We start from the raw sequence: 26,079 nt of genomic DNA, 5'->3' as shown, positions 1-26,079 counted from the left end.
TTGTAATATAGTTCTCTCAAACATCTCATCCAAACAAGTTCTTATTATATTGTATAAATAAACCATTTGACTTTTATAATTACAAGCGCATTCATTCAACAATTGGATATATGTCACCAATAGCGCAGGAAAAATGTATTTACATGAGAGCTGCATAGAAAAATTTAGCTTCTGTATCTAAATTTTTCTTATCATGTGATTCTTAATTAAACTTCTTATCGAAAAAAAAAGACTAACTCCTCTTTATATTTTATTGAGAGATGAGGCTTTTAACATTCCACAATCGAGTACGATTGTGTAATGCTAATCTATCTCTTCTTCAACTCTTACGCCTAATATACTAAGAAAATTCGAATTATCTTCTAGTTATACGACAAAAAAATAAAAAGCCTCTCTATGACAGAAAGACCTTTTATCAATTATAAATTATTATTTAACAACGTTAGCTGCTTGTGGTCCACGACTACCTTCTTCGATGTCGAAAGTAACTGCTTGACCTTCTTCTAATGTTTTGAATCCTTCGCCTTGAATTGCTGAGAAGTGTACGAATACGTCGTCTCCACCTTCAACTTCGATAAATCCAAACCCTTTGTCTGCGTTAAACCATTTTACTGAACCTGTGTTCATATGAATTTCCTCCATTGTGCATAATGCACACATTTATTACTTTGGTTGTTCTGATAATAATTCAAGACGATGATATACATTGTGAAGTTATGACATAAATCCTGTATTGCTAGCACGAACAATTAAGTTATTTGTAGTATAACACATGTCATTCAAAAAAGATACCCTTCTATATATATATTTGAAAGACGGTCTTCTTGTTCAATATAATGCATTCTTTTAAGAAACATAATCATAAATGCAATATATACTCATTTGTTAAATTTTTTTCGTCATAGTTTAACAAATGATCCACAAAATAATTTATAAAACTTTGATCTGTCTGGATCTATGTACGAATTAAGTTAGATACGGATTTACAATGTTGAGAAATTGTAAAAAAAATCGATTCCCAAACGTAAAGGAATCAATTTTTTTGTTTAGCTAGTTTCTCTAACGTCCATTTGGTGAACCAAGTTAAAGAGTTTCCTTGAAATATTTTCCTCTCATTAGTATATCAAACCTTATTTCCATCGTATTAATAAACATTTTCAATTTTGTACCCTCTTACCTTGAGCTCACTTGGGATACTCGGTTCAACCACAGTGTGTCCAGAACCAACTATTACAAAGTAGGTCTGTCCATTACCACTTTTTAATATGTCATCAAGTTTGTTTACCATATTAATATTACGAGTATCATTCATCTCTTTTTGATACTCACTATTAGCACGTTCAAGATCATTAGATACAATATTGATTAGCTCGTCTCTACTGCTATCAATGTGGCTGTGTATCCAGCTATATCCTAACTGGTTTATCCAATCAGCTTGCTGTTCATATGTCTGTAGCGTATGTCCCAGCATCTGAACTTGTGTATCTATACTATAGCCACTAAAAACATTATATTGCTCTTCAGCCGTTTCTAATTCAATAATTTCTTTACCATCTTCTAAAGCTCGTTTAAGGAAATATAAATCAACTCCATGCTCTGGTGCTAAATCACTTTTCTCCCTGATGAATGCTCCTAATAAACTCTCTATATACCAAGGCTGGTATTTATTAAATTCTTCTAATGACAATCCTTGTATTTTAAATATATTTGAAAGTTTTTTTATAGACTCTTCTGATATAACTTGATCCAATGCCATATCTTCACTAAATAACGCCAATTTATTAACATCTTCTTCATTTACTATAGGGTTCATTACATTTATCTCTGGAAGGATTACATCGGCACTATCATAAGCCTCTTCAATCTCAGGTGCAAGCGGATAGAAATTTTCATGACCCAAATGAATGATGCCTTGCACATACAGGGTTGTTTCACGGTTAACAACCTTCCATAGTAATCCACCATTTCCCTCATATTTATTCACCATTTCACCACATCCCTTATTAGTAGTTTTCTATAATTGAATTACCTATATTGTTTCATCATTTTAAAATGATTTTCATCAACTTTTCATTGTAATTTCGACTCGTATCCTCGCACAACACCATGAAGCCGCTTCTGCGTAAAACACAGGCTGCAGCGTTCAGGATTCGACATGGGAGCGTAAAGGAATCGATTTTTTTATTTAGCCTGTGTCGCTAACCCCCAGTTAGTAACACAACTAAGGAGTTTCCTTGAAATATTAAAAAAACGCCTCATTAGTATATCAAGTCTTATTTCATAGTATTAATAAACCCGTTCAACATCGTATCCTTTTTCCTCAAGTTCTCTTGGAATACTTGGTTCAATCACAACGTGCATAGATCCGACTATACCAAAATAGGTTTGTCCACTGTCTTTTTGTAAAATTTCATCAAGTTTGTTTGTCATATTAATATTGCGAGTGTCGTTCATCTCTTGTCGATACTCTTCGTTTGCAGTATCAAAATTATCTGACAGTTGGTTAACAAGTGAATTGCTATTGCCATGCACCCAGTTATATCCTAATTCATTTAACCAATCAACTTGCTCCTCATATGTCTTTATATAATCTTCTAGATTTTGAACTTGTGTATCCATACTAAAGCCACTTAGCACTTCATATTGCTTCTCAACCGTTTCTTATCCAATGATTTCTTTATCGTCTTCTGCAGCACGTTGAAGAAAATACAAATCAACTCCATGCTCTGGTGCTAAATCACTTTCCTCAGTAATAATATCTGAAAATAAATTCTCTACAAACCACGGTTGATATTGATTAAAAGTCTCGAGAGATATTCCTTGCTCTTCAAATATGTCTGAGAGCACTGCATACGACGATTCTGATAATACTTCATCTAGAGTCGTATTATCGTCAAACAAAGCCATTTCCTCAATTACTTCTTCATTGACATCAACTTCTAACATATTTATTTCTGGAAGTATTACATCAGAGCTCTCAAATGCTTCTTCAATTTCTGTGGCAAGCGGATAAAAATCCTTATGGCCCAAATGGGTACTTCCAAGGAGATAAACTGTCGTCTCTCTATTAACAACTTTCCATAAAAACCCTCCATCTCCGTCATAATCAAGTGCTGTTTCATTTGCTTCCTCTCCTTTATTAGTTTGCTCACTGGGTTCTTCATTCTCTATTGAATTATGATCGATACCTGAACAACCGATAAGCACCACTATAAGTAATAGAGAATAAAATAGTGATTTAAATGTAGACATATCTCAATCATTCCTTTCCAGCTTTATTTTTTTCAAACTGTTTGAAGTCCATGGACCCTAAGCGAACGAATTAATCGCCACCTTCCCAACCGCTTGTCTCCATATCAATCAACCAATGGCTGCGGAGCATGAGAGCCCGCTCTATTGCAGCTAATGCCACTGCAATACCAATCGCAAAATTCTCCCAAACGGATAGGTTGATTGGGGATTCGAATGTGCCTATATTTTCAGAAACCCATGGAATTTGAGCAATTGACTCAATTAGTTGAGGTAAACTTAGAGCAAGTGACGTTAATAAGATGACAATGGCTATCCCTGCGATAAGAGAACTGATTTTTGGAAAGCTTTTATGGAGCCCCATGCGTAACCCCCTTACAGAACGTTTGTCTGGGTACACGGAGAAAGTTTCTTTTTTATCCGTAATATATTTAATACTATTGATCCCGCTTCCTCCGCTTTTCACCTCTATAATGCCATTTTCTACGGGGATAGCGGCTGGAAGTGTGGAATAGGCAATATGCTTGTTATTGTGATATAAATCAACACTAGAATCCTCTGCAAAATATCTAGATTTTAAAGCATAATAAATGGTTTCATTTTTTTCGTTAGTAATATAGATATGAAATAATGATTGAGTAAAGATGTTCCAGATTCGGTATGTTTTTAGAAAGTGTCCATCTCCCTTCTTCACTTTTTGTTGGCGCCTATTACGTTTAAATCGATACAACGGGTTTATCTCCTCTCTCTATTAAATACTTGATAGTTTATACTTTATATAGAACTTACAATCTCTTTTCAACTAAATAATCCAATAGTTGCGTGCCAGACCCACTTAAATCAAGCAGCCTAAAAAACTCTCCTTGCCCAACATTAAAACTGACACGTTCAATGGAGTTATTCGCATCAAACTACTTTTTGCATTTTTAAATGGAGACACTCCTTTGATCAACTACTCTTATCATAGTCGGATTAAGCTTAAGATACAGTAAAATTAAAATGAAAGGTGCCAAAATGAGCGTGAATGGTATCTATTTAAAGATGAATTTTTCTAGAGAGGCCTAAATTTTGGTTTGTGGCAACGGAATGGTCAACAGCTTTTTATTCTCAATTTTGAGAGAATACGTGTTTTTCGTCCTATAGTATTTCATCTTATTTTTAACTTATTATATGATTGTATGTAGAATGATGATGGAACTGCCAGGAGAAGGTGAATCAAATAAATAAAACTGCTAAAAGAGGATGGTTATGAAATAGACCCTCCCATTGAATCCCATGGATATTCCTTTTATGTGAAAGCACCTGGTGGATTTACTTTTGAGATTTTGTCTGAGTAAAATAAAAACTCAATTTCTTTCCATCCCATGAGTTAAGATATTCAAAAAATCCCTATGCATACAAGTATGATTACATTCTCGACTGTTCACAGGGATTTTTCAAAGTAACCTAGTAATTTGTCTCTATCTGTTAACTAAATAGTTAAATGAAAAAGTTCATGTTAAGTATGACTTAAGAAAACAGTTTAATTTTTATTATTAGCTGGCAGAGTTTGCATAAGTTCAAAGAAATATTTAGAATCGCCAGTATAAAAATAGTTATACCAAGATTCTAATGTGTTTGACTTAAAAACATCTAAGCACTCAATAATTTGTTTCGTCCATAGCAAAGCTTCCATGGAACCAGCAGTAATAAGGTTATTAGATGCAATAGATGGTTGATCTATATAAAAATCTTTCCCTTTATAATCAGAACAAACCATTTCAAGGAATCCTGGACCATTGCTAGTATGTGGACGATTATCCAGTATCCCCAAATTAGCAAGTGCCGCGGTAGCTCCACAGATTGCTCCTACTGTAGCACCTGCAGAGAGCAGCTCGCTTGCTTTTACGAGAATAGCTTCATGCTTTGGATTATTCCATGTATCTGCACCTGGTAATAGCAGCATGTTTGTTTCACTTACAATAATGTCATCAATGAAGTAATCAGGAACTATTGTCATTCCACCCATTGTACGGATGGATTGTTTAGAGTAACTGACTGTTTTAATCAATACTTGATTCGCATCTTCTTTGAAAAATCTCTTAGAATTCAACTCCGCAGTAACATATCCTAGTTCCCAGTCAGCTAAAGTATCGAGTACATAAATATAGATTGTTTTCATCATTTTCCTCCATTTAATTGTAATAGATTGATTGTTTGATTATTATTATACTTATCTATTGTTGACAACAATATGGCAACAATCTAGAATGAAGAAATATTTTTTCTGAAAGGCGGTTAACAGATGAAGGTTAGCAGGCTTGTTAGCATTATTATGATACTACTCGATAAACAACGGATAGGCGCACAGGAGTTAGCAAATATGTTTGAAGTTTCAATTCGCACAATCTACCGTGATATCGATGCCATTAACATGGCAGGTATCCCAATTCGCTCAACCTCGGGAGTAGGAGGTGGCTTTGAAATTATGAAAAACTACAAAATGGATAGTACGGTTTTTTCTACTGATGATATTTCTACTATTTTGACAGGACTTTCTAGTCTCTCCAATATGATACAAAGTAACGAACTGATAAACGCCCTTGCAAAAGTAAAAAGTTTTATCCCAGTGGATAGAGTTGACGAAATTAAATTAAAAACGGATCAAATACATATTGATTTAAGTCAGTGGATTGGTTATAGGAACGTACAATCCTATTTAGAGATCATAAAAATAGCTCTGCAGGAAAACAAGCTGCTTTCGTTTGAATATGCCGACCGTCATGGAATTAAAACGGAACGGGAAGCGGAAGCCTGTCAAATTGTATTGAAGGGTAATCATTGGTATTTTCAAGGCTACTGCTATAAAAGAAATGATTTTCGTCTGTTCAAATTAGCTCGTATATCAAACCTAAAATTAGAAGAGATCTTCTTCACGCCACGAGATTATCAAAAACCGCTATTGGATTTTACGGATATTTTGGCAACGATACAAACAAATATCAAACTTCGTATTCATAAATCTGTCATGGATAGAGTACTTGATTATTGTAAATATGAAGATTTTTCACCAGACGGTGATGAGTACTACATTGTTACTTTCCCTTTTGTAGAAAATGACTATTATTACAATATCCTTTTAAGTTTTGGTGATAAATGTGAATGTTTAGAGCCTTTACATATCCGAACAGTATTAAAACGGAAAATACATGATCTAGCTAATTTATATGAAAATTAAATCAAGCATTTCAATTTTATCCTTATATTGTTCTAGTTAGTTAAATCTGTTTCCATTTATCAAGGTAAAATAGTGACATTTAAAACTATACATGATACATACATACTATTTGTCTTTTCTACCGAAAATATTCCCTGCCATAATTCTATGAAAAAACAAAATTCCCTACCAAAATTTCTTCTTGGTAGGGTTTGGTGAGGAATCCTTTTCATTTCTTTAAAAAATCACAAAATAAAAACGCCATCTGTCGGTAAAATACCACTTAAATGACGTTTAAAATATTATTATAAATAATTGTCTTTAGATTTTTAATGCTCTGATAGAACTTGTTTTGATTAATGTTTATATATGCTTATAACCATTCCATATAGCCGCATAACCATATCTCTTTAGTTTTCTGATTCTATTTCATGCCCCTGCATTTTCTCAGCTATATAATTTGCGTCATCACTAACGCCATAAATAAGAGCTGAACTTCTTTTACTTTGCCAACTTACCCCTATGAAATACAATCCCACTACATTCGTAACACCAAAATGATGTAATGGTTTTCCATGACTATTTAAAATTCCATCAATTTGTATCCATGAATAATCATTACGATAACCAGTCGCCCATATCACATTTTGAACTTGCTTAAATATATCGCTATTAAAGTAGGCATTACCATCTTTAATTTCTTTTAACCTATCGACGATTTCTACATTATTTTGAACTGTTTTGTAATCATTTCCTATTAAAGGCTCTCGTTCCCTTAACATTTTTCCCACAAAGGAATATGGCTTTGCTCGACCAATTCGGAATGTTTCTAACCACCAAAAAAGACTTCACCCAGCAATATTTTGAGGAACAAGTTTCATTGGTTTGCTTTGTGATAGTGTAACTTGGTGTGTCTTACTCAATTCCGCCGCAATTTGAACACCTGTATTACCTGCACCCACGATTAAAACATTCCCATTAGGTATTTGAGATGGATACTGATATTTAGAAGCATGAATTTCAAAACCTGCTTTCCCATCATGAACCTTTGGAACACAAGGATTGTGAAAAGCTCCAGTAGCAATAACTAATTGTTTAACTGTATACATTTTATTTGGAGTGGTGACTAAAAACTGTTTCCTCTCATTCTGAGTTAGTTTGATGACTTTCTCACGATGAACGGGTAATTCATTCTGTATTTTAAATGCAGCTAAATAATTTGCAATTTCATTCTTATCTGGAAATCCTTTGGGATCGCCCTTCAGATGAAACCCATGCAATTGACTGTAACTTCTAGGGGTAAATAAACGTAATGAATCATAACGTTTTCGCCAAGACATGCCAGTTTGCTCATTCTCATCAAGAATAACAAAAGGAATGTTTTTCTGTTTTAGTAAAAACCCCATAGCTAAACCAGCTTGCCCACCGCCAATTATGATAACGTCATATGTCATGGAATAACTCATTTCTTAATTCTCAATAATCGTAAACTGTTTAATGTCACAAGCAAGGTCGCTCCCATATCTGCAAATATCGCTATCCATAAGGTTAACCAACCAGGAACAACTAATAGTAAAGCAACAGCTTTAATTCCTAAAGAGAAGGTAATATTCTGCTTGATAATCATCAATGCTTTTCGGCTTAATTGAACGGTATATGGTAACTTATTCAATTCATCTGACATAAGAGCAATATCTGCTGTTTCTAGTGCTGTATCAGTTCCTGCCCCACCCATAGCTACTCCGACCGTAGAAGCTGCCAGTGCTGGAGCGTCATTCACCCCATCACCAACCATTGCTACCTGTTGATGTTTTGCTCGAAGTTCTTTAATGAAGGTCAACTTATCTTCTGGCAATAAATCAGCTTCGACATCTACACCCCCAACTTGTTGTCCAATCGCATGTGCAGTTCGTTGATTATCACCTGTCAACATAACTGTTTCGACTCCAAGATGATTTAATTGGCTGATAACTTCTTTGGATGATTCTCTTATTTCATCTGCGGCAGCAATGAATGCAAGAATCTCTGTTTCTGTTCCTAACACCATGACTGTTTTTCCAGCTGTTTGTAAAGCGGTAATCTTTTCTTTTTGTTCACTCTCTATTTGATTATGCAGTTCTTCAAAAAGACTCGGGCTTCCTACATAATATGTTTCATGATTTATCTTAGCTTTAACGCCCTTTCCTGTAATGGATTGAAATTCTTCCATAGCTATATCATTGTAATGTAAACCTTTTTCTTCCGCCTTTCTTATAATAGAAGAGGCGAGAGAGTGTTGTGATCCTTTTTCAATTGCTGCTGTAATAGTGATTAATTCGTCTTCACTTCGGCTATACGTCACAACATCTGTGACAGTAGGAATCCCTCTTGTCAGTGTTCCTGTTTTATCAAAAGCAATGACTTTAAGGTTTCCAGTCTCTTCTAAATAGACACCGCCTTTAATCAATACACCATTTTTTGCAGCATTCCCTATGGCAGTAACTACAGCCACTGGAGTAGAAACGACAAGAGCACAAGGACAACCAACTACGAGTGCAGCCAGACCTTGATAAACCCATGTATTCCATTCACCACCAATAAATAAAGGAGGAATAATGGCAATCAGCATAGCTAAAATGACAATAGCTGGCGTATAATATTTAGCAAATTTATCGACAAATGCTTGAGAAGGTGCTCGTTCTGCTTGTGCTTCTTCTACAAGATGAATGATTTTTGAAAGTGTAGTATCTTCTACTCGTTTGGTTACACTAACTTCAAGCAAACCTTCTTCATTTAATGTTCCAGCAAATACTTCATCATCTACTGTTTTTGTAACAGGAACACTTTCACCTGTAATGGCAGCTTGATTTAAGGTGGATATTCCTTTGAAAACAGTACCATCCATCGCTAATTTCTGACCAGGCTTTACAATCATTATATCGCCAATTTCAATGTCCTCTACATGGATACTCATTTCTTGATTTCCCCGACGGATTAATGCTTCTTTTGGTGCGATATCCATTAACGACTCAATCGATTGACGGGCTTTATCCATGGAATAGCGTTCTAATGCTTCACTAATAGCGAACAGGATAACAACCGTTGCACCTTCCATCCATTCGCCAATAATAGCTGCGCCAATAATCGCAATGGTCATAAGCGTATTCATATCAAATTGTAATCTACTCAGATTTCTAAGCCCTTTAATAAAAAGCGTGTAACCGCCAATTAAAATAGACAATGCATATCCGATTGTTGGTAAAAAATGTTCTTCTCCTAATTGTTTTCCTAAAAACCAGCTAACCAAAAGAAGTATGGCTGAAATATAAACCTTTATATTTTCTTTTTGTTTCCAAAAAGGTTCATGATCTACCTTTTGTTCTTTTTCATCTCGAACCTTTAAATTTTCAAATGATCCTGCTTTCTCAAGCTCCTCAATGGTTATTTGCCCTTTTACATAAACTTTTGACGCTCCAAAATTAACTTCAGCGTCTTCCACACCTTGTAATTTCTTGACGTTATTTTCAAAAGTTTTTGCACAACCTGCACAACTAAATCCTTGAACACGATATGCTTTCATTTCTTCTTTGGTCAGTGATTCAGACATTTGCTTTTACCTCTTTTTGATGGACTAACGTAATTGAAATTAATTGTTTAATATGTTCATCATCCAATGAATAAAAAGCAAGTTTTCCTTCTTTTCTGTACTTCACAATTTTTTGTTTATGAAGTGTCCGTAAGTGGTGGGAGGCAGTTGCCACAGAAGAGCCTATGATATTTGCAATGTCACATACACATAGTTCTTCATCTATACATAAGGCATAAGAAATTTTTGTTCTATTTTCATCTGCAAGTACTTTGAACAATTGGGAAACATAAGATAAGTCTTCTTTTTGTAATTCTTCTTGTATACGATTGACTTTTTCCTCGTCATAACAATACACTTCACACATGTCTTTTTTAACCAAAGCAATCACTCCATCTTCATTCAAATACTCATTTGATTATATAGTATCTTATTCACGAATTTTATTCAAGTATATATTTGAATAAAGAGGTGAAATACTTTAATGGAATTTTGGTTTTTAAAAGAAAAAACGATCTTCTGGCAGAGAACATTCTCTACCTAAGGTCGTTAAGTTATTTTAATACTAACTCTAATTTTTCACGTATTAAAACTTATAAAGCTGTCTATTCGTCCATTTCATCGACTCTATCAACAAAAAAAGATCCACTGCTTTTATACAGTAGCTCTACTTCCCTTCCTATTCCTTTGGCGGGATTTTGGCGGGGAATCTATTGATTTTTAATCATTTTACCCATTTTATGTCTCCCTAAAATGCTGCCAAATTAACGTTTTCACTTCAAATCACACTAGTGAACTATTCTCACTCAATTGTCGGTGGGTTGCCTAGAACCCTTGCTATCACTACTTTCAGCTAAATTTTTCTCTATGGCAAGGTTTCGGCAGAGAACCAATTCCATCTTAATGTATTGATTTCCATTGAAATCCATATAAGTTTCCTTAGAAAGATTAAACTGAATATTCGCTGGCATTTTTTCAGCAAGTGGCTCATCATTTCTACTTCATAAATGCGCATAATGTTTTATAGTTATTCTGGCAAGCTCTCTAGGCTGATTAAACAGCTTGATAGGCTGGATTTACTTATATTAGACATTCCTCTCCTTAAAGAAGGTGCAGAGTTATTGTTTCAGGTAATCTCTATGTGTTATGAAAATAAAAGCTTGGTGATTACTACTAACCTTCAATTTGGGCAATGGAATCATGTTTTAGGAGATCCAATATTAACAGAAGCAGTGATTGACCGGCTTATTCATCATTCACATTTACTCCTTTTTTAACCGTGAAAGTTTCCGTTATATGTAATAATTCGGGACAGCAAGTGACATATATTTTTTACTTGGCAAACACAGCCAGTTGCACAATCAAATCACCTTCTTTTTAAATAAGATATAAAACAACACATCAAAATTTCACGTAGGAGGGGGTGAAATACCGTTGAATGAAAGCTATTATCATAGTAGAAAGCTACGCGGCAGGGATTCTTGTCCAAATTGCCACTGCCATCATTGCAATAAAGAGCGTAAAAGGATTCATGAGGGAAATGAAAATAACACATCCAATACAAATACATTTAATCCTATATTTAATCCATCCATTACAGTCAATATATCCCCTGAATACACTCCAGCCCCCATAGGAGTGGAGACTGTACAATACCTTACCCTTGCCAAAGAAGGGAAAAAGGTTTATACGAACAACGATGCATTAAAGCAATATGGAAGCAGTGATATACTTGATCCGGATACTGTTTCAACGCTTCATTTATTTGTCAATGGCGTGTTGCAGCCCCCATCCATTTACACTGTCGAGGAAGGTATTCTTCACTTAGAATCCAGTGACCTCCCTCCAAAGGATGCCCCAATTACGCTTCTGTTTGTTATGGTTAAAGGATAATATCACCTTCTTATTTGGTAAATATGCCTTTTTTAATGGGACATTTTGTTAACTTCCAATACGAACTAATTAGTCTGACCAAGCATTTTCAACTCCTCTTCATAGAATAAAATATGTTTGATAGAAAATGGAGGTGAAAATGAACATGGCACTTCAGTTAATGAAAATCGCTATTAGTGGCACAATTGACACAGATGTTAACCCTGATTCCGCGAAATTCTTTTACATCACAACAGCAGATACGGCAGCAGGAAGTACATTATCTATTGATGCTGCAAGTTTTCTGGGGGATGATGGTGAAGAGGTAACGACACTTCCAGAACTTGCAGAAGATAATAGTTATTTCACTGTGGAAATTAACGGTGTTGAGCAAATGCAAGGCATATCAACATATACACCAGGTGCTACAGGGACTGGGTCATTAGACATTGCTGTTCCTGCTGGCGGAGGGTCCATTCCAGCAAACCAAACCGTTATCTTGCAAGTTGTTAATTTCGCAGCAACATCCTCAGGGACATTTGACACCTAGAATAAAAGTACTGCCTTTGTGCCCACCAGATACTGGCAGGGCACAAAGAAATTTATCTATTGTCACCATAAACGCCTCATATAAGAAAAAGTCTATTTAAATGACCTCACTTTTTTGGAAGTTTGAATAACATTATACTGTCATGCTTTTAATTTCTTTTAAAGAATAAGGGGGGATTAGTTATGAGTATTGAATTCTTTACATTGGGTCCGACAGCTATTCAAATATATAAGGCAGGAGAGCAAAACCCACAAAAAGCAAAACGAATAGTTTATGGACAGGCTACGTCAAATGCAAATGGGATAGCTACACTTTATTTCACAGACAGTGGATTAGCAGATGGAAACCCATTATTAGATACGATTGATTATGCGGTGTCCAGCGTATATTCAACAAATTCTACGATAAATGCAAGGCCAAGAGTGCAAATGCGTGAGAAGAACATTACTGGAAAATATGTTTCGGCCAATGTTACAAATATTAGTGGTGTAACCGTTTTAGGCATAAGTGTATTGGGTTCGGAAAATCCAATGAGTGGGATTGTTGTGGATTTTATGATTTTGGGTAGTTTTAATAATTAAGATAGACCTTCACCGAATGGGAAAGTATCAATAAATGTACTTGTTCGAATATAAATAATGATTGTCCAAACCACAATATTTAACATATTCTCCCCACACAAAATAGCATATACATGATGATGCGCTTGTATCATATACCTAAATTACAAATATATTCGTGTCAATGAAAATAAAGTAAAGAGCCGAAACCCTGGTCATCAAAGGAGTTTCGGCTCAGCTACAACTATTCCCACTCTACTTTTAGGGTTCGGGATATTAAGAAAAATCGTTGATTTTAAAGGCTTTTCAAGAAATATAAATAACTATAATCTAGCAAAAATAAATTAAAAAATGCAATTTCAATGCAATAAATGCAATTCATTTTATAAAGTTATCACTATGAAAATTTGATATCTCCAATAAAAGACGTTTCAGATTGAAGCGTCTTTTTTTATGGAAAAGTTTAAATATCAATAGTGATAATAACTTAGGGTTTCCTACACTTTTTCATTTCAATAATTGCGTTGAATGTCATTTGAATAATGTTCGCCGATATATGATGTTTTTTAGATCAAGATATTAGAGGTGAAATATTTGATAGTTGATATGTTTAGAAATAATAATAACACACTTTTAAAAATTGGTAGTCTCTTTGATGGTATTGGTGTCTTCCCTCTCGCTGCTTCTCTTTATGGAATTAAACCAGTATGGGCAAGTGAAGTAGAGAAAGCACCTGTTTCCATTACGAAACGTCACTTTCCAACTATGCTTCATCTTGGAGATATTACAAAAATAGATGGTGGAAAAATACCACCTGTTCATATCAATTACGTTTGGTTCGCCCTGTCAAAACTTATCCAATATCGGAAAACGAGAAGGTCTTACAGGAAGTAAATCTAATTTATTTTATCAAGCTTTACGAATCATTGAAGAAATGAGGTGTGCAACGAATGGCGTATATCCAGCTGTCGCTGTTTGGGAAAACGTCTTGGGAGCTTTTTCATCAAACAACCGGATGAATTTTAAAGCCGTACTCGAGTCCTTCGCAAATACCGAAATTCCAATGCCTGTTTCTCGAGTCTGGTCGAAAGCCGGAATGGTCCGAGGGAACAACGTTGACATATGCTGGAGATTGTTGGACGCCCAATATTGGGGAAGGCCCACTCTCCCTCAAAGAAGAAAACGTATCTTTCTCGTGGCAGATTTTAGAGGAAAACGTTCCAAAGAAATATTATTTAAATCCCGTGATTTGCAGTCGTTTCCTACGTCTTGCGGAGAAAGCAGTATGTCCTCCTCCAGCGCCAATCGAATATCTTTTAAAGAAACAGGGAGGAAAATACCCATCGTCCATCCCTTTCGAGAAAGAAGTATGCGAAGTGCAGCCAAAGAAAAAGACCGTACAAGATTCCTCGGAAGTTTCTGACGGATAGATGATCCTTTTCCAACGTTGCTCGCAGGGACAGTAAATTATTTTTCATTTTGGTATGAAGGAAAAGAAAAAGAAGGATTTATCCGTCAGCTTACGCCATTGGAATGTGAACGTTTGATGGGACTACCTGAAGGTTGGACAGCATATGGAAATGAGGATAAAGCAATTAGTGATCATGCCAGGTATAAAGCACTTGGGAATTCGATTGCTGTACCATGTGCGGAATATATCATGGCTGGTGTTGCAGAAAGTTTATAGAAGATCAATTGTTTAGCCTGTTGGATATTCCCATCTGACATGCTTTTTTAATGGACGAAAATGCTTAGAAAGGAGAAAAGAGCATGATATCTTTGAATGAACAAGAGATATATGAAGAGAAGGTATTGGAGTGGATTGCGGATCATTTTGTATGGAATGAGGTTGAGATTGACGATTATCCGCTTTTTCTTCATGGAAAACTGGTGCGTGATAAACAAGGAGAAACAATGGTTGTATTTTGGTGTGTGATTTATGGACGTGTAGATTATCGTTTTCAAGACACATAAACAGTTGGGAGTGAAAAAAATGTATTATCCTATTATTTATGCTGATCCGCCTTGGCAGTATCGCCAGAGTAAAGGACAAGGCGTCGCAGAGAATCATTATCGAACAATGAATATTAATGATATATGTAATTTACCTATCGGCACTATCTCTCACAAAGATAGTGTTTTATTTTTATGGGCGACCTTCCCGATGTTAAGGGAAGCCTTAAAAGTCATGGCAGCATGGGGATTTACTTTCAAAACCGTTGCATTTGTGTGGGTGAAACAAAATAAGTCAGGGAATGGCTTCTTTTTCGGTTTGGGACACTGGACACGCTCGAATGCGGAAATCTGTTTATTAGGTGTTAAAGGTCATCCCAAAAGAGTATCGAAAAAAGTTCATCAATTGATTGTTAGTCCACTGGAAGGACACAGTAAAAAGCCAGGTATAGCTAGAGATAAAATTGTAGAATTAATGGGCGATTTACCACGTATTGAATTATTTGCTAGACAACGTACTGCTGGATGGGACGTTTGGGGAAATGAAGTGGAAAATAGCCTTTCTTTAGAAAATATACAGAAAGAGTGATGTATCTATGTATGCTTTTTATTCCCGTTCCCCTCCCTTCTGACCGTGTTTCTTCTATATAAATGTAAGTAAAAATAAAAACAAGAAAAGAGGTATAACATGGAATTAAAATATGTGATTCCAAACATGGAGAAAACGTTTGGAAATTTAGAATTTGCTGGGGAAGGTAATGTGGAACAACGTCGAATCAACGGACGCATGACAACACTCTCCCGTCGTTATAATCTTTATTCAGATATTCAGCGGGCAGATGATGTTGAAGTGATTTTGCCGTCAGAAGCTGGAGAAAAATTCTTTGAAGCTGAAGAAAAAATAAAATTAGTCAACGCACGTATTACCGCAGAAGGTTATAAAATCGGAGATCGCGGCTTTACAAATTATATTTTACATGCAGATGACATGGTTAAAGCATAAGGAGGAAATAAATATGAGACTAGCGCAAGGGATTGTTATTGATAAGGAAAAGACATTTGGGATATTAAAGTTTTCCGCTTTACGAAGGGAAGTATTTTTACAAAACGAAGATGGTACGGTATCCACTGAGGTGAAGGAACGCACCTATGATTTAAAATCCAGAGAACAAGGTCGTATGATCCAAGTGAGTATCCCTGCTTCTGTTCCTTTAAAAGAATTTGATTATAACGCACAGGTGGAAATGATAAATCCTGTCGCAGATACAGTCGCTACCGCTACCTTTCGTGGAGCTGATTTGGATTGGTATATCAAAGCAGATGATTTAGTGTTAAAAGGAAAAGCAGCTTCAACAATTGGAGAAAAGTCAGCGAAAGCACCAGTCGATAAGGATAAATAAAGATGAAATTCTTCCAAAAACGAGGGAAACGGATTAAAGAAAAAGACGCTTCTCTCGTTTTTCAATTTATATTTACTCGGGTATTTGGAATTTGGCTTCTCTTTTTTACACCCTTTCATCTATCCTTTTTACTATCCAGTGAATGGCAGCTTGATACTTTTCAAACCCATTTTATCAGCATATTTGGATTAGTGACGTTGCTGATCAGTCTCGTATTAACAGGCGGTTGTGCTTTTGTCTATTACCGCTATCGCTATGATCAAATCAAACAGGTTATTCATCGTCAAAAACTCGCTAAAATGATTTTAGAAAACGGCTGGTATGAAACGAAACAAGTTAACAAAGAGAGTTTCTTTAAGGACATTCCATCTGACAAACCAAAGGATAAAATCAGTCATTTCCCGAAAATCTATTATCGTTTTGAAAAGGGGTTATTATATATTCAAGTGGAAATTACGCTTGGAAAATTTCAAGAATCGTTATTAAACTTGGAAACAAAGTTAGAAAGTGGTTTGTACTGTGAACTGGTATCGAAAGAATTACACGATTCTTATGTGGAGTATGTACTTTTCTATGACATGATCGCAAACCGTATTCCAATTGAGGAAGTCACTGCACAGGATGGTAGTTTAAAGCTCATGGAATCTTTTTATTGGGAATATGATAAGCTGCCTCATATGTTAATCGCTGGCGGAACAGGCGGAGGGAAAAGCTATTTTATTCTCGCACTGATTGAAGCCTTATTAAAAACAGACGCAAAGTTATATATTCTTGATCCCAAAAATGCTGATTTAGCTGACTTATCTGTTGTTATGCCCGATGTCTATTACAAACAGGAAGATATGACTGCTTGTATTGACCAGTTTTACGAAGACATGATGATACGAAATGAAGAAATGAAAACCATGCCAAACTATAAGACAGGAGAAAACTATGCTTATTTAGGCTTGCCTGCTCGATTTTTAATTTTTGACGAGTACACGTCGTTCATGGAAATGATCGGCAAGGAAAGCACCAAAGTCATGAGTAAACTTAAACAAGTCGTTATGTTAGGCAGACAATCAGGTTTCTTCCTCATCCTCGCCTGTCAAAGACCAGACGCAAAATATCTCGGAGATGGGATTCGGGATAACTTTAATTTTCGGGTTGCTTTAGGTCGCATGTCAGAGCTGGGTTACGGAATGGTTTTTGGGTCGGACGTACAAAAACAGTTTTTCCTAAAGCCCATTAAAGGGCGTGGATATGTCGATAAAGGGGATAGTGTGATCTCTGAATTTTACACTCCCTTTGTCCCAAAAGGCCATGACTTTTTAAAAGAAATAGGAAAATTATCTAGCTAAAAGGCTGCCCAGTGCAGCGACGTGCGAAGCGAAAGTCGCTGTGCTGGGCTAAGCCAGCGTGGCGACAGCCACGCCTTAACCCCCCATTTCTAACAGGGGGGTAGAAAAACAATTGGAAACTGTCTCAAAAGTCCATTAACGCCTGATGGCGCAAGGATTTAGGACACATTAGAAAGATGTCAACTTTTTATCTCTAGTTGACATCTTTTTTTGCGTTGGGAGGAATGCAAATGAATCAAATGCCTTGGTATCAACTGTTAAAAGAAAAACGGCTAGAGTACGGTGTATCGCAAAACAAGCTGGCTGTGCACGTTGGAATCACCAGACAATATGTAAGTGAAATTGAGACAGGAAAAGTAAAACCCTCGGAAACATTGCAAGCGACTTTGTTTGATGTGTTGGAACAGTTTAATCCAGAAGCCCCGTTAGAAATTTTATTTGATTATGTGCGAATACGATTTTTAACGACAGACCCCATTCCTGTGATTGAAGATATCCTGCAATTAAAGATGGAATACATGCTTCATGAAGATTATGCCTTTTATTCCTACCTTGAACAATACGTTTTTGGCGATATTGTGGTTATGGTTTCGCCTGATGAGGACAAAGGCTGTTTACTCGAACTCAAAGGCAAAGGATGTCGCCAATTTGAAAATTTCCTGCTCGCTCAACAGCGCACATGGTTTGATTTCTTCATGCATGTTTTTAAGGTGGACGGTGTCTTTAAACGCATTGATCTGGCCATCAATGATAAAACAGGCATATTGGATATTCCATTTCTTACAAAGAAGTGTCGCAATGAGGAATGTGTCTCTGTTTTTCGCAGCTTTAAGAGTTATCGGTCGGGTGAACTCGTACATGGAGAAGATAAGCCAGATATGGGAAACACACTATATATCGGATCGCTAAAAAGTGATGTCTATTTTTGCTTGTACGAAAAGGATTATGAGCAATTTGTCAAATACGGAATGTCAATGGAAGATACGGAAGTGAAAAATCGATTAGAAATTCGCCTTAAAAACGATCGTGCCTACCATGCAATTGTTGACTTAATGATGTACGAAAATGCCGGACGTACCGCTTTCTCTATTATCAATCGTTACATTCGTTTTGTAGACACGGACATAAAAAAACGTCGTAGTAGTTGGAAAATCAATGCCGATTGGCAGCGTTTTTTGGATTTGGGTGAGAATAGAAAAATCTCGTTAACGACGCAACCGGAACCCTACACGTTTGACAGAACTTTGCGATGGTTGGCGCGTCAAGTCGCCCCAACGTGGAAACTTGCAACCAAGTTGGATGAAATTAATCAAACAACGATCATTCAGGACATGCTCAAACAAGCAAAATTAACAGAGCGTCATCAAAAATTGCTTATGCAACAGGCAATTACGACAGATGACGCTATTCATGTTTCTTCTAAAGAGAATGAATCTTAGAAAGGAGCTACACTCATGAATTTTGGACAAAACTTATATAACTGGTTTTTAGATAATGCGCAATCTTTAGTCTTAACGGCCATTGTCGTGATTGGACTCTATTTAGCGTTTAAACGAGAGTTTTCTAAATTGATTGGCTTTCTGATCATCGCTTTGGTCGCTGTGGGATTAGTTTTTAATGCAAGTGGTGTGCAAGAAGTCTTATTAAACCTATTTAATCGAATCATAGGGGCTTAAATTGTACCGTTTTTTTGTGGAAGATAAGTGCTTTCCTTATGTTCTGCAAAAAAATGGTGGACCAAACGGAGTGCGGTAGGGATTAACAAGCTAGACTCATGTACCAGCAAACCAAGCGTAGGTGCTTTTTTTTATGCTTATTTGATGAAAAGGTTGTGATTATGAGTGGAAATGCAGGTTTATATAGCGAATCTCGGAAAATACAATGAAGGTGAACTGGTTGGTGCTTGGTTTACTCCCCCGATAGATATGGAGGAAGTGAAAGAGCGAATTGGCTTAAATGGCGAATATGAAGAATATGCTATTCATGATTACGAGCTGCTATTTGAGGTGGATGAATACACGCCTATTTCTGAAATCAATCGGTTATGTGAGATGGTTGCTGAATTAGAAGGTTCTCCTTTATATGACGCACTTTCAGATGTACAAGGCTATTGGTTCAATAGTTTAGAAGAATTATTGGAAAATCAAGATGACATCATTTATTATCCCGATTGTGATGATATGGAAGACGTTGCGAGATATTTAATCGAAGAAACAGGCGTACTTGGTGAAGTTCCTTCCAATCTACAAAACTATATTGATTATCAGGCTTTTGGACGTGACCTTGAAATCGAAGGCAGCTTTCTAGTCAGTTCACATGGTGTATTTGAATATGCTCAGTAAATGGTGAAGCAGCTTGTTTTGTGACAGGCTGCTTTTTCTTTTGGAAAGGAAGATGATTTGTGAAGAAATTGAAAAGTTATACTCGAATCTGGTCAGTGGAAAAAGTGATTTATGCCATTAATGATTTTCGACTGCCTTTTCCCGTTACGTTTAATCAAATGACGTGGTTTGTACTTTCTTTATTAGCTGTCATGTTATTGGGAAACCTTCCTCCCCTATCTATGATTGATGGCGCTTTATTAAAATATGTTGGACTTCCCGTACTATTGACTTGGTTTATGAGTAAAAAAAGTTTCGATGGCAAGAAACCCTATGGTTTTTTGAAATCGGTTTTGACATACTACTTTCGCCCGAAAATGACCTATGCTGGAAAACCGGTAAAGCTTCAAAAACAGACTATGAGTGAATCCATCACGGTGGTAAGGGGTGAAACGCATGCGCTATCCGATTAAATATATCGAAAACAACCTTGTTTTTAACCATGACGCCGAATGCTTTGCGTATTTTGAACTGTTGCCCTATAATTATTCCTTTTTGTCGGAGGATGAAAAAATACAGGTTCATGAACATTTTCGTCAGTTAGTCGCTCAAAATCAAGATGGCAAGATTCATGCGTTGCAGATTAGTACGGAAAACAGTATTCGCTCGGTACAAGAAAAAAGCAAAGAACTAATCACAGGAAAACTTCAAGAAGTAGCTTACGAGCGAATTGACGACCAGACCGACGCACTTGTTTCCATGATTGGCGAAAATCAGGTAGACTACCGCTTTTTTATCGGCTTTAAACTGTTGTTGAATGAGGAAGAAGTAAGTGTCAAATCTATGGGAACAACGTTGAAAAATTCTTTTTCTAGTTTCGTTCGGGATGTAAACCATCACCTTATGGGTGATTTTGTTTCCATGCCTCATCGTGAGGTTGCTCGCTTTTTGAAGATGGAACAATTATTGCGAAATAAAATTTCCAATCGGTTTAATGTCCGCCCGCTAACAAAAGATGATATGGGCTATCTCATTGAACACCTTCACGGACAAGTTGGTGTTGCTTTTGAAGATTACAACTATCCCCTGTCTATGGAAAAAGGGGAAAAAGAAACGTATATTAAACATTTTGATTTAATCAAACCTACCCGTTGTCTAATTACGGAAAAGCAACGTTATCTCAAGTTGGACCAGGAAGAAAACACAACCTATGTTGCTTACTTTACGGTGAATTCCATTATAGGCGATTTAGAATTTCCCAGCGATGAAATCTTTTATTATCAGCAACAGCAATTTGATTTTCCTATTGATACGTCTATGCATGTAGAAATTCTAACTAATAAAAAGGCATTATCAACGGTTCGGAACAAGAAAAAGGAATTAAAGGATTTAGATAATCACGCGGCGGAATCCGATAATGAAACAGGTAATAATGTTGTAGAAGCGTTAGAACAAGTGAATGAATTAGAAGATGTCCTCGATCAAACAAAGGAATCCATGTATAAGTTGAGCTACGTTATTCGGGTGTCTGCTGCCAATGAAGATGAGTTGAAACAACGCTGCAATGAAGTCAAAGATTTTTACGATGATTTAAATGTTAAATTGGTTCGTCCTTTTGGAGACATACTGGGGTTACATGGTGAATTTATTCCCGGCAGCAAGCGTTATATTAATGACTATGTACAGTATGTGACCTCTGACTTTTTAGCTGGATTAGGGTTTGGCGCAACACAAATGCTTGGTGAAACGGAAGGCATTTATTTCGGTTACAATTTGGATACTGGACGTAACGTCTATTTGAATCCGAGCCTTGCCAGTCAAGGGGTCAAAGGTTCTGTCACCAATGCTTTAGCGTCGGCTTTCTTAGGTTCACTTGGGGGTGGCAAGTCCTTTTCCAATAACCTACTCGTTTATTATGCGGTGCTTTTTGGCGGACAAGCGCTCATTGTTGATCCCAAAGCGGAACGAGGAAATTGGAAAGACACCTTACCGGATATTGCTGATGAAATTAATGTTGTCAATTTGACCAGTGAAGAATCCAACAAAGGGTTACTCGATCCTTATGTCATCATGCAAAACAAGAAAGATTCTGAGAGTCTAGCCATTGATATTCTCACCTTTCTCACTGGTATTTCCAGTCGGGATGGTGAAAAGTTTCCTGTATTACGAAAGGCCATTCGTGCGGTCGGTCAACAGGAAGAACGTGGCTTGCTTCTTGTCATTCAAGAATTGAGAAGCGACCCAAACCCACTCGCTGCCACCATCGCAGACCATATCGAAAGCTTTACCGATTATGATTTCGCTCACCTACTCTTTTCCGATGGAACCGTACAAAATTCTATCAGTTTAAAGAAACAGCTCAATATGATACAGGTGGCAGATTTAGTGCTTCCTGACGCAGAAACGAGCTTTGAAGAATATACAACAATGGAGCTTTTGAGTGTTGCTATGTTGATTATCATCTCTACTTTTGCCTTAGATTTTATTCATTCTGACCGAAGCATATTTAAAATCGTAGATTTGGATGAGGCATGGTCGTTCTTGCAAATTGCTCAAGGGAAAACCCTTTCTAATAAGTTGGTAAGAGCTGGACGGGCAATGAATGCTGGGGTCTACTTTGTAACCCAGAATGCGGACGATCTCACCGATGAAAAATTGAAGAATAATATTGGTGTTAAGTTTGCCTTCCGCTCTCGAGATTTAACAGAAATCAAGAAAACACTTCAATTTTTTGGTGTCGATTCGGAAGATGAAGCAAATCAAAGAAGGCTTAGAGAACTGGAAAACGGACAGTGTCTCATGCAGGATTTATATGGACGGGTTGGGGTTATACAAGTCCATCCTGTCTTTGAAGATTTATTTGAAGCCTTTGACACCAGACCGCCTGTTGCAGAAAGGCAGTGATGACGTTGAACAAACAAACATTGAAAAAGATAGCATGGATGGCGGCACTTATAAGTGTGGTTATTTTTTTTATGCTTCTATCGTTTATGACAGTCACCCATGCTGCTGGATTAGTGGATGAGACGGTATCCGAAGACAATCTCTATTCCCTCTATCCCCTTGATCATTATCAACTTGACTTTTACGTGGATGAGGGGTGGGACTGGTTGCCGTGGAATTGGAATGACGGGATTGGTAAACAGGTCATGTACGGCTTATATACCATCACCAACTTTATATGGATTATTAATCTCTACCTATCCAATGCCACCGGATACTTGGTGCAGCAAGCCTATTCCTTAGATTTTATTTCCGATACAGCCACTGCCATTGGACAAAATATACAGACCCTAGCAGGGATCACTTCACAAGGTTTTGGAGAAGACGGCTTCTATGTTGGCTTTTTGCTTCTCTTTGTTTTGATTATTGGAATCTATGTGGCCTATACGGGTTTGTTGAAACAAGAAACCACCAAAGCGATACGGGCCATTCTGAATTTCCTGCTTGTATTCATCGTTTCTGGTGCCTTTATTGCCTTTGCTCCAACCTATATCACCAAGATTAATGAATTTTCAGCGGATATCAGCGAAGCCAGTTTGGATTTAGGGACTCGAATTTTAATGCCAAGCTCAGATAGTCGGGGAAAAGATAGTGTGGATATGATACGCAATAACCTTTTTTCCATTCAGGTGGAACAACCGTGGATGTTATTACAGTTTGATGATTCAGATAAAGAAGCGATTGGTGAAGAACGAGTGGAAGCGCTAGTCTCCATCGATCCCAATGCGAATAACGGTGAAGATCGGGAAGCTGCTGTTCAAGCAGAAATTGAAGATTATGATAACAAAAATCTCACGATCACGAAGACGACCACCCGCTTAGGCATGGTTTCTTTTTTATTTCTGTTTAATATCGGAATTTCCATTTTCGTGTTTTTGTTGTCGGGTATTATGATTTTCTCGCAAATATTATTTATCATTTTTGCGATGTTTCTACCAATCAGCTTCTTACTTTCGATGATTCCAACGTTTGAAGGGATGGCCAAACAGGCGATTTTAAAATTGTTTAACGTGATCATGTTACGGGCAGGAATCACCTTGATTATTACCGTTGCTTTTAGTATCTCATCCATGATTTATTCTTTAACTGCCACGTACCCTTTCTTTTTGATTGCATTCCTGCAAATCGTCACATTTGCCGGCATTTATATGAAGCTTGGTGACATTATGGGGATGTTCCGCCTACAAAGCAGTGACAGTCAACAAGTCGGACGAAAAGTCATGCACCGTCCACGACGAATGGCTTACCGAGGTGGTCGTCAATTGCAGCGAACATTGGGACGCACATTGGCAGGTGCAACGGCTGGAGCAACCATCGGATCAATGGTCGGCAAATCCAGACAAACAAAAAATACCTTCTCCCCTCTCCGACCTTTGCAGCGTTTATCATCCGGCAATAAAAACCAGAAGGAACGGAGAAGCCGGGAAAGCCCATCAATCAGTCAGAAAGTGGGACAAACCACTGGCAAAGTATTGGATACCAAGAAACGCATGCGGGCAAATATTCAACACAGAAAACAACAAGTCAAAGATTTACCGACCACAACGAAATACGCTTTGACGCAAGGAAAAGAGCAATTGAAACGCCCCGGTAAGGATTTTAAAAAGGGTGTTTATCAAGCCACAGATAAACGGCAACGTGAAAACACGGAACGTACCCGCAAGCACCGACAGACCATTGCTGAAAAACGGCAAGCGTTAGAACAAAAACAAAGGCAAGCAACGGTTTCCAAGCAATCGCTTTCTCAACAACGATCTAAACGTTCGGAGAAAGAAAAGTCATCACGCCACAATCAATCACGAAGTCAACCAAAACATAAACAAGCACCAGTACAAGCCAACCTCAAAAGAAACCAACGCCATTTTTACCGAAATTCCGTTCAAACCAAGAAGCAAGGGAAAAACACACCTTCAAGCCGACCATCAGAACAGTCATTAAAACAACGGAAAAATAGGCAGGCAGCACTGAACTCATCCCATATCCGTCCGAAACAGGCGGTCAAACGTCCACTACATCATGAAAGGAGGAATCGCCGATGATCCTCCTTAAATGGAAATTCTTCTTGATCGCTGGCGGATTAGGCTTTCTTGCTTTTTTCAGTTTATTGATGTTTGTGGCGATTTTTATTTCAGATGAAGACGGTGATTTTAATGTGCCCACAGGTGGCATGTCACCAGAAGACATACAGAATGTGTCTGTTCCCGAAGAAGTATTGGCACACCAGTCATTGGTAGAAAAACATGCACAAGCTCATGGCATTGATGATTATGTTCCTCTTTTACTTGCCATTATCGCAGTAGAAAGTGGCGGGACTGCTGAGGATGTCATGCAGTCGAGCGAATCGTTGGGCTTGCCGCCGAACTCTTTAGATACAGAATCATCAATTGAACAAGGTACAAAATACTTTGCGGAATTATTAGAGTCAGCGGAAACAAAAGGTGTCGATGACTTGACTGCCCTTCAAGCTTATAATTACGGTGGCGGTTTCATTGAATATGTCGCAGAACGAGACACTGCTTATTCCTTTGAGTTGGCAGAAAGTTTTGCGGAAGAACAATCTGGGGGCAGCCGAGTCACTTACAGTAATCCTATTGCTGTGGAGAAAAATGGAGGCTGGAGATATAGCTACGGCAACATGTTTTATATAGATTTGCTTGATCCGTATTTATCGGACACGTCTGAATTTGAAGATGACACCGTGCAATTAATAATGGAGGAAGCCTTAAAATACAAGGGTTATCCCTATGTTTTCGGCGGTGACAATCCAGATACTTCATTCGATTGCAGTGGTCTCACGCGATGGGTGTATGGAAAGGTTGGTATTAATCTCCCCCGAACTGCACAAGAACAATATGATGCTACCGAGTCTATTCCATTATCGGAAGCACAGCCCGGTGATTTGGTGTTCTTTCACTCCACATATAACACCGCCAATTATGTGACACATGTCGGAATCTACGTTGGAGATAACCAAATGTATAACGCTGGTGATCCTATTGGGTATGATGACTTGACCTCGGATTACTGGCAAGAACACCTTATTGGAGCTGGACGGATTAAACAATAAAGA

General features: G+C 37.2%; 27 protein-coding genes and 2 pseudogenes. 20 read left to right on the top strand and 9 right to left on the bottom strand.

What is annotated here, in order from left to right; translation table 11 throughout:
* Nucleotides 1–429: 429 nt before the first annotated feature.
* The 5 genes and pseudogenes from BN986_RS21525 to BN986_RS21505 form a co-directional block, all read right to left on the bottom strand.
* On the bottom strand, nucleotides 430–627 hold the full coding sequence (locus tag BN986_RS21525) for a cold-shock protein (protein ID WP_040984073.1): 198 nt from the start codon (nucleotides 625–627) through the stop codon (nucleotides 430–432).
* A gap of 517 nt (nucleotides 628–1,144) precedes the next feature.
* Entirely contained in the window at nucleotides 1,145–1,987 is an 843-nt protein-coding gene (locus BN986_RS21520; RefSeq protein WP_040984071.1) for a TraB/GumN family protein, read from the bottom strand.
* 299 nt (nucleotides 1,988–2,286) lie between these two features.
* Nucleotides 2,287–3,252 (bottom strand): annotated as a pseudogene (locus BN986_RS21515) (TraB/GumN family protein).
* Nucleotides 3,253–3,322: 70 nt separating this feature from the next.
* Complete coding sequence (locus BN986_RS21510) at nucleotides 3,323–3,979, bottom strand: hypothetical protein (protein WP_040984069.1); 657 nt, start codon at nucleotides 3,977–3,979, stop codon at nucleotides 3,323–3,325.
* Between the two features lie 792 nt (nucleotides 3,980–4,771).
* Nucleotides 4,772–5,410, bottom strand: a complete 639-nt coding sequence (locus BN986_RS21505) for a type 1 glutamine amidotransferase family protein (protein ID WP_040984067.1) — start codon at nucleotides 5,408–5,410, stop codon at nucleotides 4,772–4,774.
* Between the two features lie 123 nt (nucleotides 5,411–5,533).
* Between BN986_RS21505 and BN986_RS21500 the strand changes: the two genes are divergently transcribed.
* Nucleotides 5,534–6,466 (top strand): helix-turn-helix transcriptional regulator, encoded by a 933-nt coding sequence (locus BN986_RS21500; RefSeq protein WP_040984064.1) that lies wholly within the window; start codon nucleotides 5,534–5,536, stop codon nucleotides 6,464–6,466.
* A gap of 389 nt (nucleotides 6,467–6,855) precedes the next feature.
* On the opposite strand, the gene BN986_RS26795 is transcribed toward BN986_RS21500, so the two are convergent.
* Genes BN986_RS26795 through BN986_RS21485 form a run of 4 tightly spaced genes read right to left on the bottom strand, consistent with a single transcriptional unit; the run spans nucleotide 6,856 to nucleotide 10,392 of the window.
* A complete protein-coding gene (locus tag BN986_RS26795; RefSeq protein ID WP_148417188.1) occupies nucleotides 6,856–7,236 on the bottom strand; it encodes an NAD(P)/FAD-dependent oxidoreductase in 381 nt (126 codons plus the stop codon).
* 57 nt (nucleotides 7,237–7,293) lie between these two features.
* Complete coding sequence (locus BN986_RS26790) at nucleotides 7,294–7,899, bottom strand: flavin-containing monooxygenase (protein ID WP_052401035.1); 606 nt, start codon at nucleotides 7,897–7,899, stop codon at nucleotides 7,294–7,296.
* Nucleotides 7,900–7,907: 8 nt separating this feature from the next.
* Nucleotides 7,908–10,031, bottom strand: a complete 2,124-nt coding sequence (locus tag BN986_RS21490) for a heavy metal translocating P-type ATPase (RefSeq protein WP_040984062.1) — start codon at nucleotides 10,029–10,031, stop codon at nucleotides 7,908–7,910.
* Nucleotides 10,024–10,392, bottom strand: coding sequence for an ArsR/SmtB family transcription factor (locus BN986_RS21485; protein WP_040984060.1), 369 nt, complete (start codon nucleotides 10,390–10,392; stop codon nucleotides 10,024–10,026). Before BN986_RS21485 ends, BN986_RS21490 begins: the two co-directional genes overlap by 8 nt.
* Before the next feature lie 652 nt (nucleotides 10,393–11,044).
* Between BN986_RS21485 and BN986_RS25885 the strand changes: the two are divergent.
* The 19 genes and pseudogenes from BN986_RS25885 to BN986_RS21400 all read left to right on the top strand — a co-directional run.
* Nucleotides 11,045–11,312, top strand: a pseudogene (locus BN986_RS25885) (ATP-binding protein); the annotation flags it as partial.
* Between the two features lie 132 nt (nucleotides 11,313–11,444).
* The gene (locus BN986_RS26785; protein WP_052401031.1) at nucleotides 11,445–11,903 is read left to right on the top strand and encodes a DUF4183 domain-containing protein; all 459 of its coding nucleotides are present in this window, start codon (nucleotides 11,445–11,447) and stop codon (nucleotides 11,901–11,903) included.
* 145 nt (nucleotides 11,904–12,048) lie between these two features.
* A complete protein-coding gene (locus tag BN986_RS21470; protein ID WP_040984058.1) occupies nucleotides 12,049–12,432 on the top strand; it encodes a DUF4183 domain-containing protein in 384 nt (127 codons plus the stop codon).
* A gap of 182 nt (nucleotides 12,433–12,614) precedes the next feature.
* Nucleotides 12,615–13,013 carry a hypothetical protein gene (locus tag BN986_RS21465; RefSeq protein WP_040984056.1) on the top strand — a complete coding sequence of 133 codons (399 nt, stop codon included), beginning with the start codon at nucleotides 12,615–12,617 and terminating at the stop codon, nucleotides 13,011–13,013.
* Nucleotides 13,014–13,598: 585 nt separating this feature from the next.
* Complete coding sequence (locus BN986_RS27960; protein WP_262362492.1) at nucleotides 13,599–13,886, top strand: DNA cytosine methyltransferase; 288 nt, start codon at nucleotides 13,599–13,601, stop codon at nucleotides 13,884–13,886.
* Nucleotides 13,789–14,415 (top strand): DNA cytosine methyltransferase, encoded by a 627-nt coding sequence (locus BN986_RS21460; protein ID WP_262362491.1) that lies wholly within the window; start codon nucleotides 13,789–13,791, stop codon nucleotides 14,413–14,415. The genes BN986_RS27960 and BN986_RS21460 overlap by 98 nt, the downstream gene beginning before the upstream one ends.
* Nucleotides 14,416–14,439: 24 nt before the next feature.
* A complete protein-coding gene (locus BN986_RS27760) occupies nucleotides 14,440–14,679 on the top strand; it encodes a DNA cytosine methyltransferase (RefSeq protein WP_244445064.1) in 240 nt (79 codons plus the stop codon).
* Nucleotides 14,680–14,762: 83 nt separating this feature from the next.
* On the top strand, nucleotides 14,763–14,966 hold the full coding sequence (locus BN986_RS21455; RefSeq protein ID WP_040984054.1) for a hypothetical protein: 204 nt from the start codon (nucleotides 14,763–14,765) through the stop codon (nucleotides 14,964–14,966).
* A 19-nt stretch (nucleotides 14,967–14,985) separates the two neighbouring features.
* Nucleotides 14,986–15,534 carry an MT-A70 family methyltransferase gene (locus BN986_RS21450; RefSeq protein WP_187378603.1) on the top strand — a complete coding sequence of 183 codons (549 nt, stop codon included), beginning with the start codon at nucleotides 14,986–14,988 and terminating at the stop codon, nucleotides 15,532–15,534.
* 99 nt (nucleotides 15,535–15,633) lie between these two features.
* Nucleotides 15,634–15,948 (top strand): YdcP family protein, encoded by a 315-nt coding sequence (locus BN986_RS21445; RefSeq protein WP_040984052.1) that lies wholly within the window; start codon nucleotides 15,634–15,636, stop codon nucleotides 15,946–15,948.
* Nucleotides 15,949–15,961: 13 nt separating this feature from the next.
* Nucleotides 15,962–16,345 (top strand): YdcP family protein, encoded by a 384-nt coding sequence (locus tag BN986_RS21440; protein WP_040984050.1) that lies wholly within the window; start codon nucleotides 15,962–15,964, stop codon nucleotides 16,343–16,345.
* 2 nt (nucleotides 16,346–16,347) lie between these two features.
* A complete protein-coding gene (locus BN986_RS21435) occupies nucleotides 16,348–17,685 on the top strand; it encodes an FtsK/SpoIIIE domain-containing protein (RefSeq protein ID WP_040984048.1) in 1,338 nt (445 codons plus the stop codon).
* Nucleotides 17,686–17,900: 215 nt separating this feature from the next.
* Nucleotides 17,901–19,124, top strand: coding sequence for a MobT family relaxase (gene mobT, locus BN986_RS21430; RefSeq protein WP_040984509.1), 1,224 nt, complete (start codon nucleotides 17,901–17,903; stop codon nucleotides 19,122–19,124).
* A 15-nt stretch (nucleotides 19,125–19,139) separates the two neighbouring features.
* Entirely contained in the window at nucleotides 19,140–19,361 is a 222-nt protein-coding gene (locus tag BN986_RS21425) for a hypothetical protein (protein ID WP_040984046.1), read from the top strand.
* A 165-nt stretch (nucleotides 19,362–19,526) separates the two neighbouring features.
* On the top strand, nucleotides 19,527–20,027 hold the full coding sequence (locus BN986_RS21420) for an antirestriction protein ArdA (RefSeq protein WP_040984043.1): 501 nt from the start codon (nucleotides 19,527–19,529) through the stop codon (nucleotides 20,025–20,027).
* 59 nt (nucleotides 20,028–20,086) lie between these two features.
* Nucleotides 20,087–20,479, top strand: a complete 393-nt coding sequence (locus tag BN986_RS21415) for a conjugal transfer protein (RefSeq protein WP_040984041.1) — start codon at nucleotides 20,087–20,089, stop codon at nucleotides 20,477–20,479.
* Entirely contained in the window at nucleotides 20,463–22,910 is a 2,448-nt protein-coding gene (gene tcpF, locus BN986_RS21410) for a conjugal transfer ATPase TcpF (protein ID WP_040984033.1), read from the top strand. The genes BN986_RS21415 and tcpF overlap by 17 nt, the downstream gene beginning before the upstream one ends.
* On the top strand, nucleotides 22,910–25,048 hold the full coding sequence (locus tag BN986_RS21405) for a CD3337/EF1877 family mobilome membrane protein (protein WP_052401027.1): 2,139 nt from the start codon (nucleotides 22,910–22,912) through the stop codon (nucleotides 25,046–25,048). The genes tcpF and BN986_RS21405 overlap by 1 nt, the downstream gene beginning before the upstream one ends.
* Nucleotides 25,045–26,076 (top strand): bifunctional lytic transglycosylase/C40 family peptidase, encoded by a 1,032-nt coding sequence (locus BN986_RS21400; protein WP_040984031.1) that lies wholly within the window; start codon nucleotides 25,045–25,047, stop codon nucleotides 26,074–26,076. Before BN986_RS21405 ends, BN986_RS21400 begins: the two co-directional genes overlap by 4 nt.
* The last annotated feature ends 3 nt before the right edge of the window (nucleotides 26,077–26,079 follow it).

The organism is Oceanobacillus jeddahensis (assembly GCF_000750635.1).
Taxonomy (GTDB): Bacteria; Bacillota; Bacilli; order Bacillales; family Amphibacillaceae; genus Oceanobacillus; species Oceanobacillus jeddahense.
This window is presented reverse-complemented; position numbering and strand designations above follow the sequence as displayed.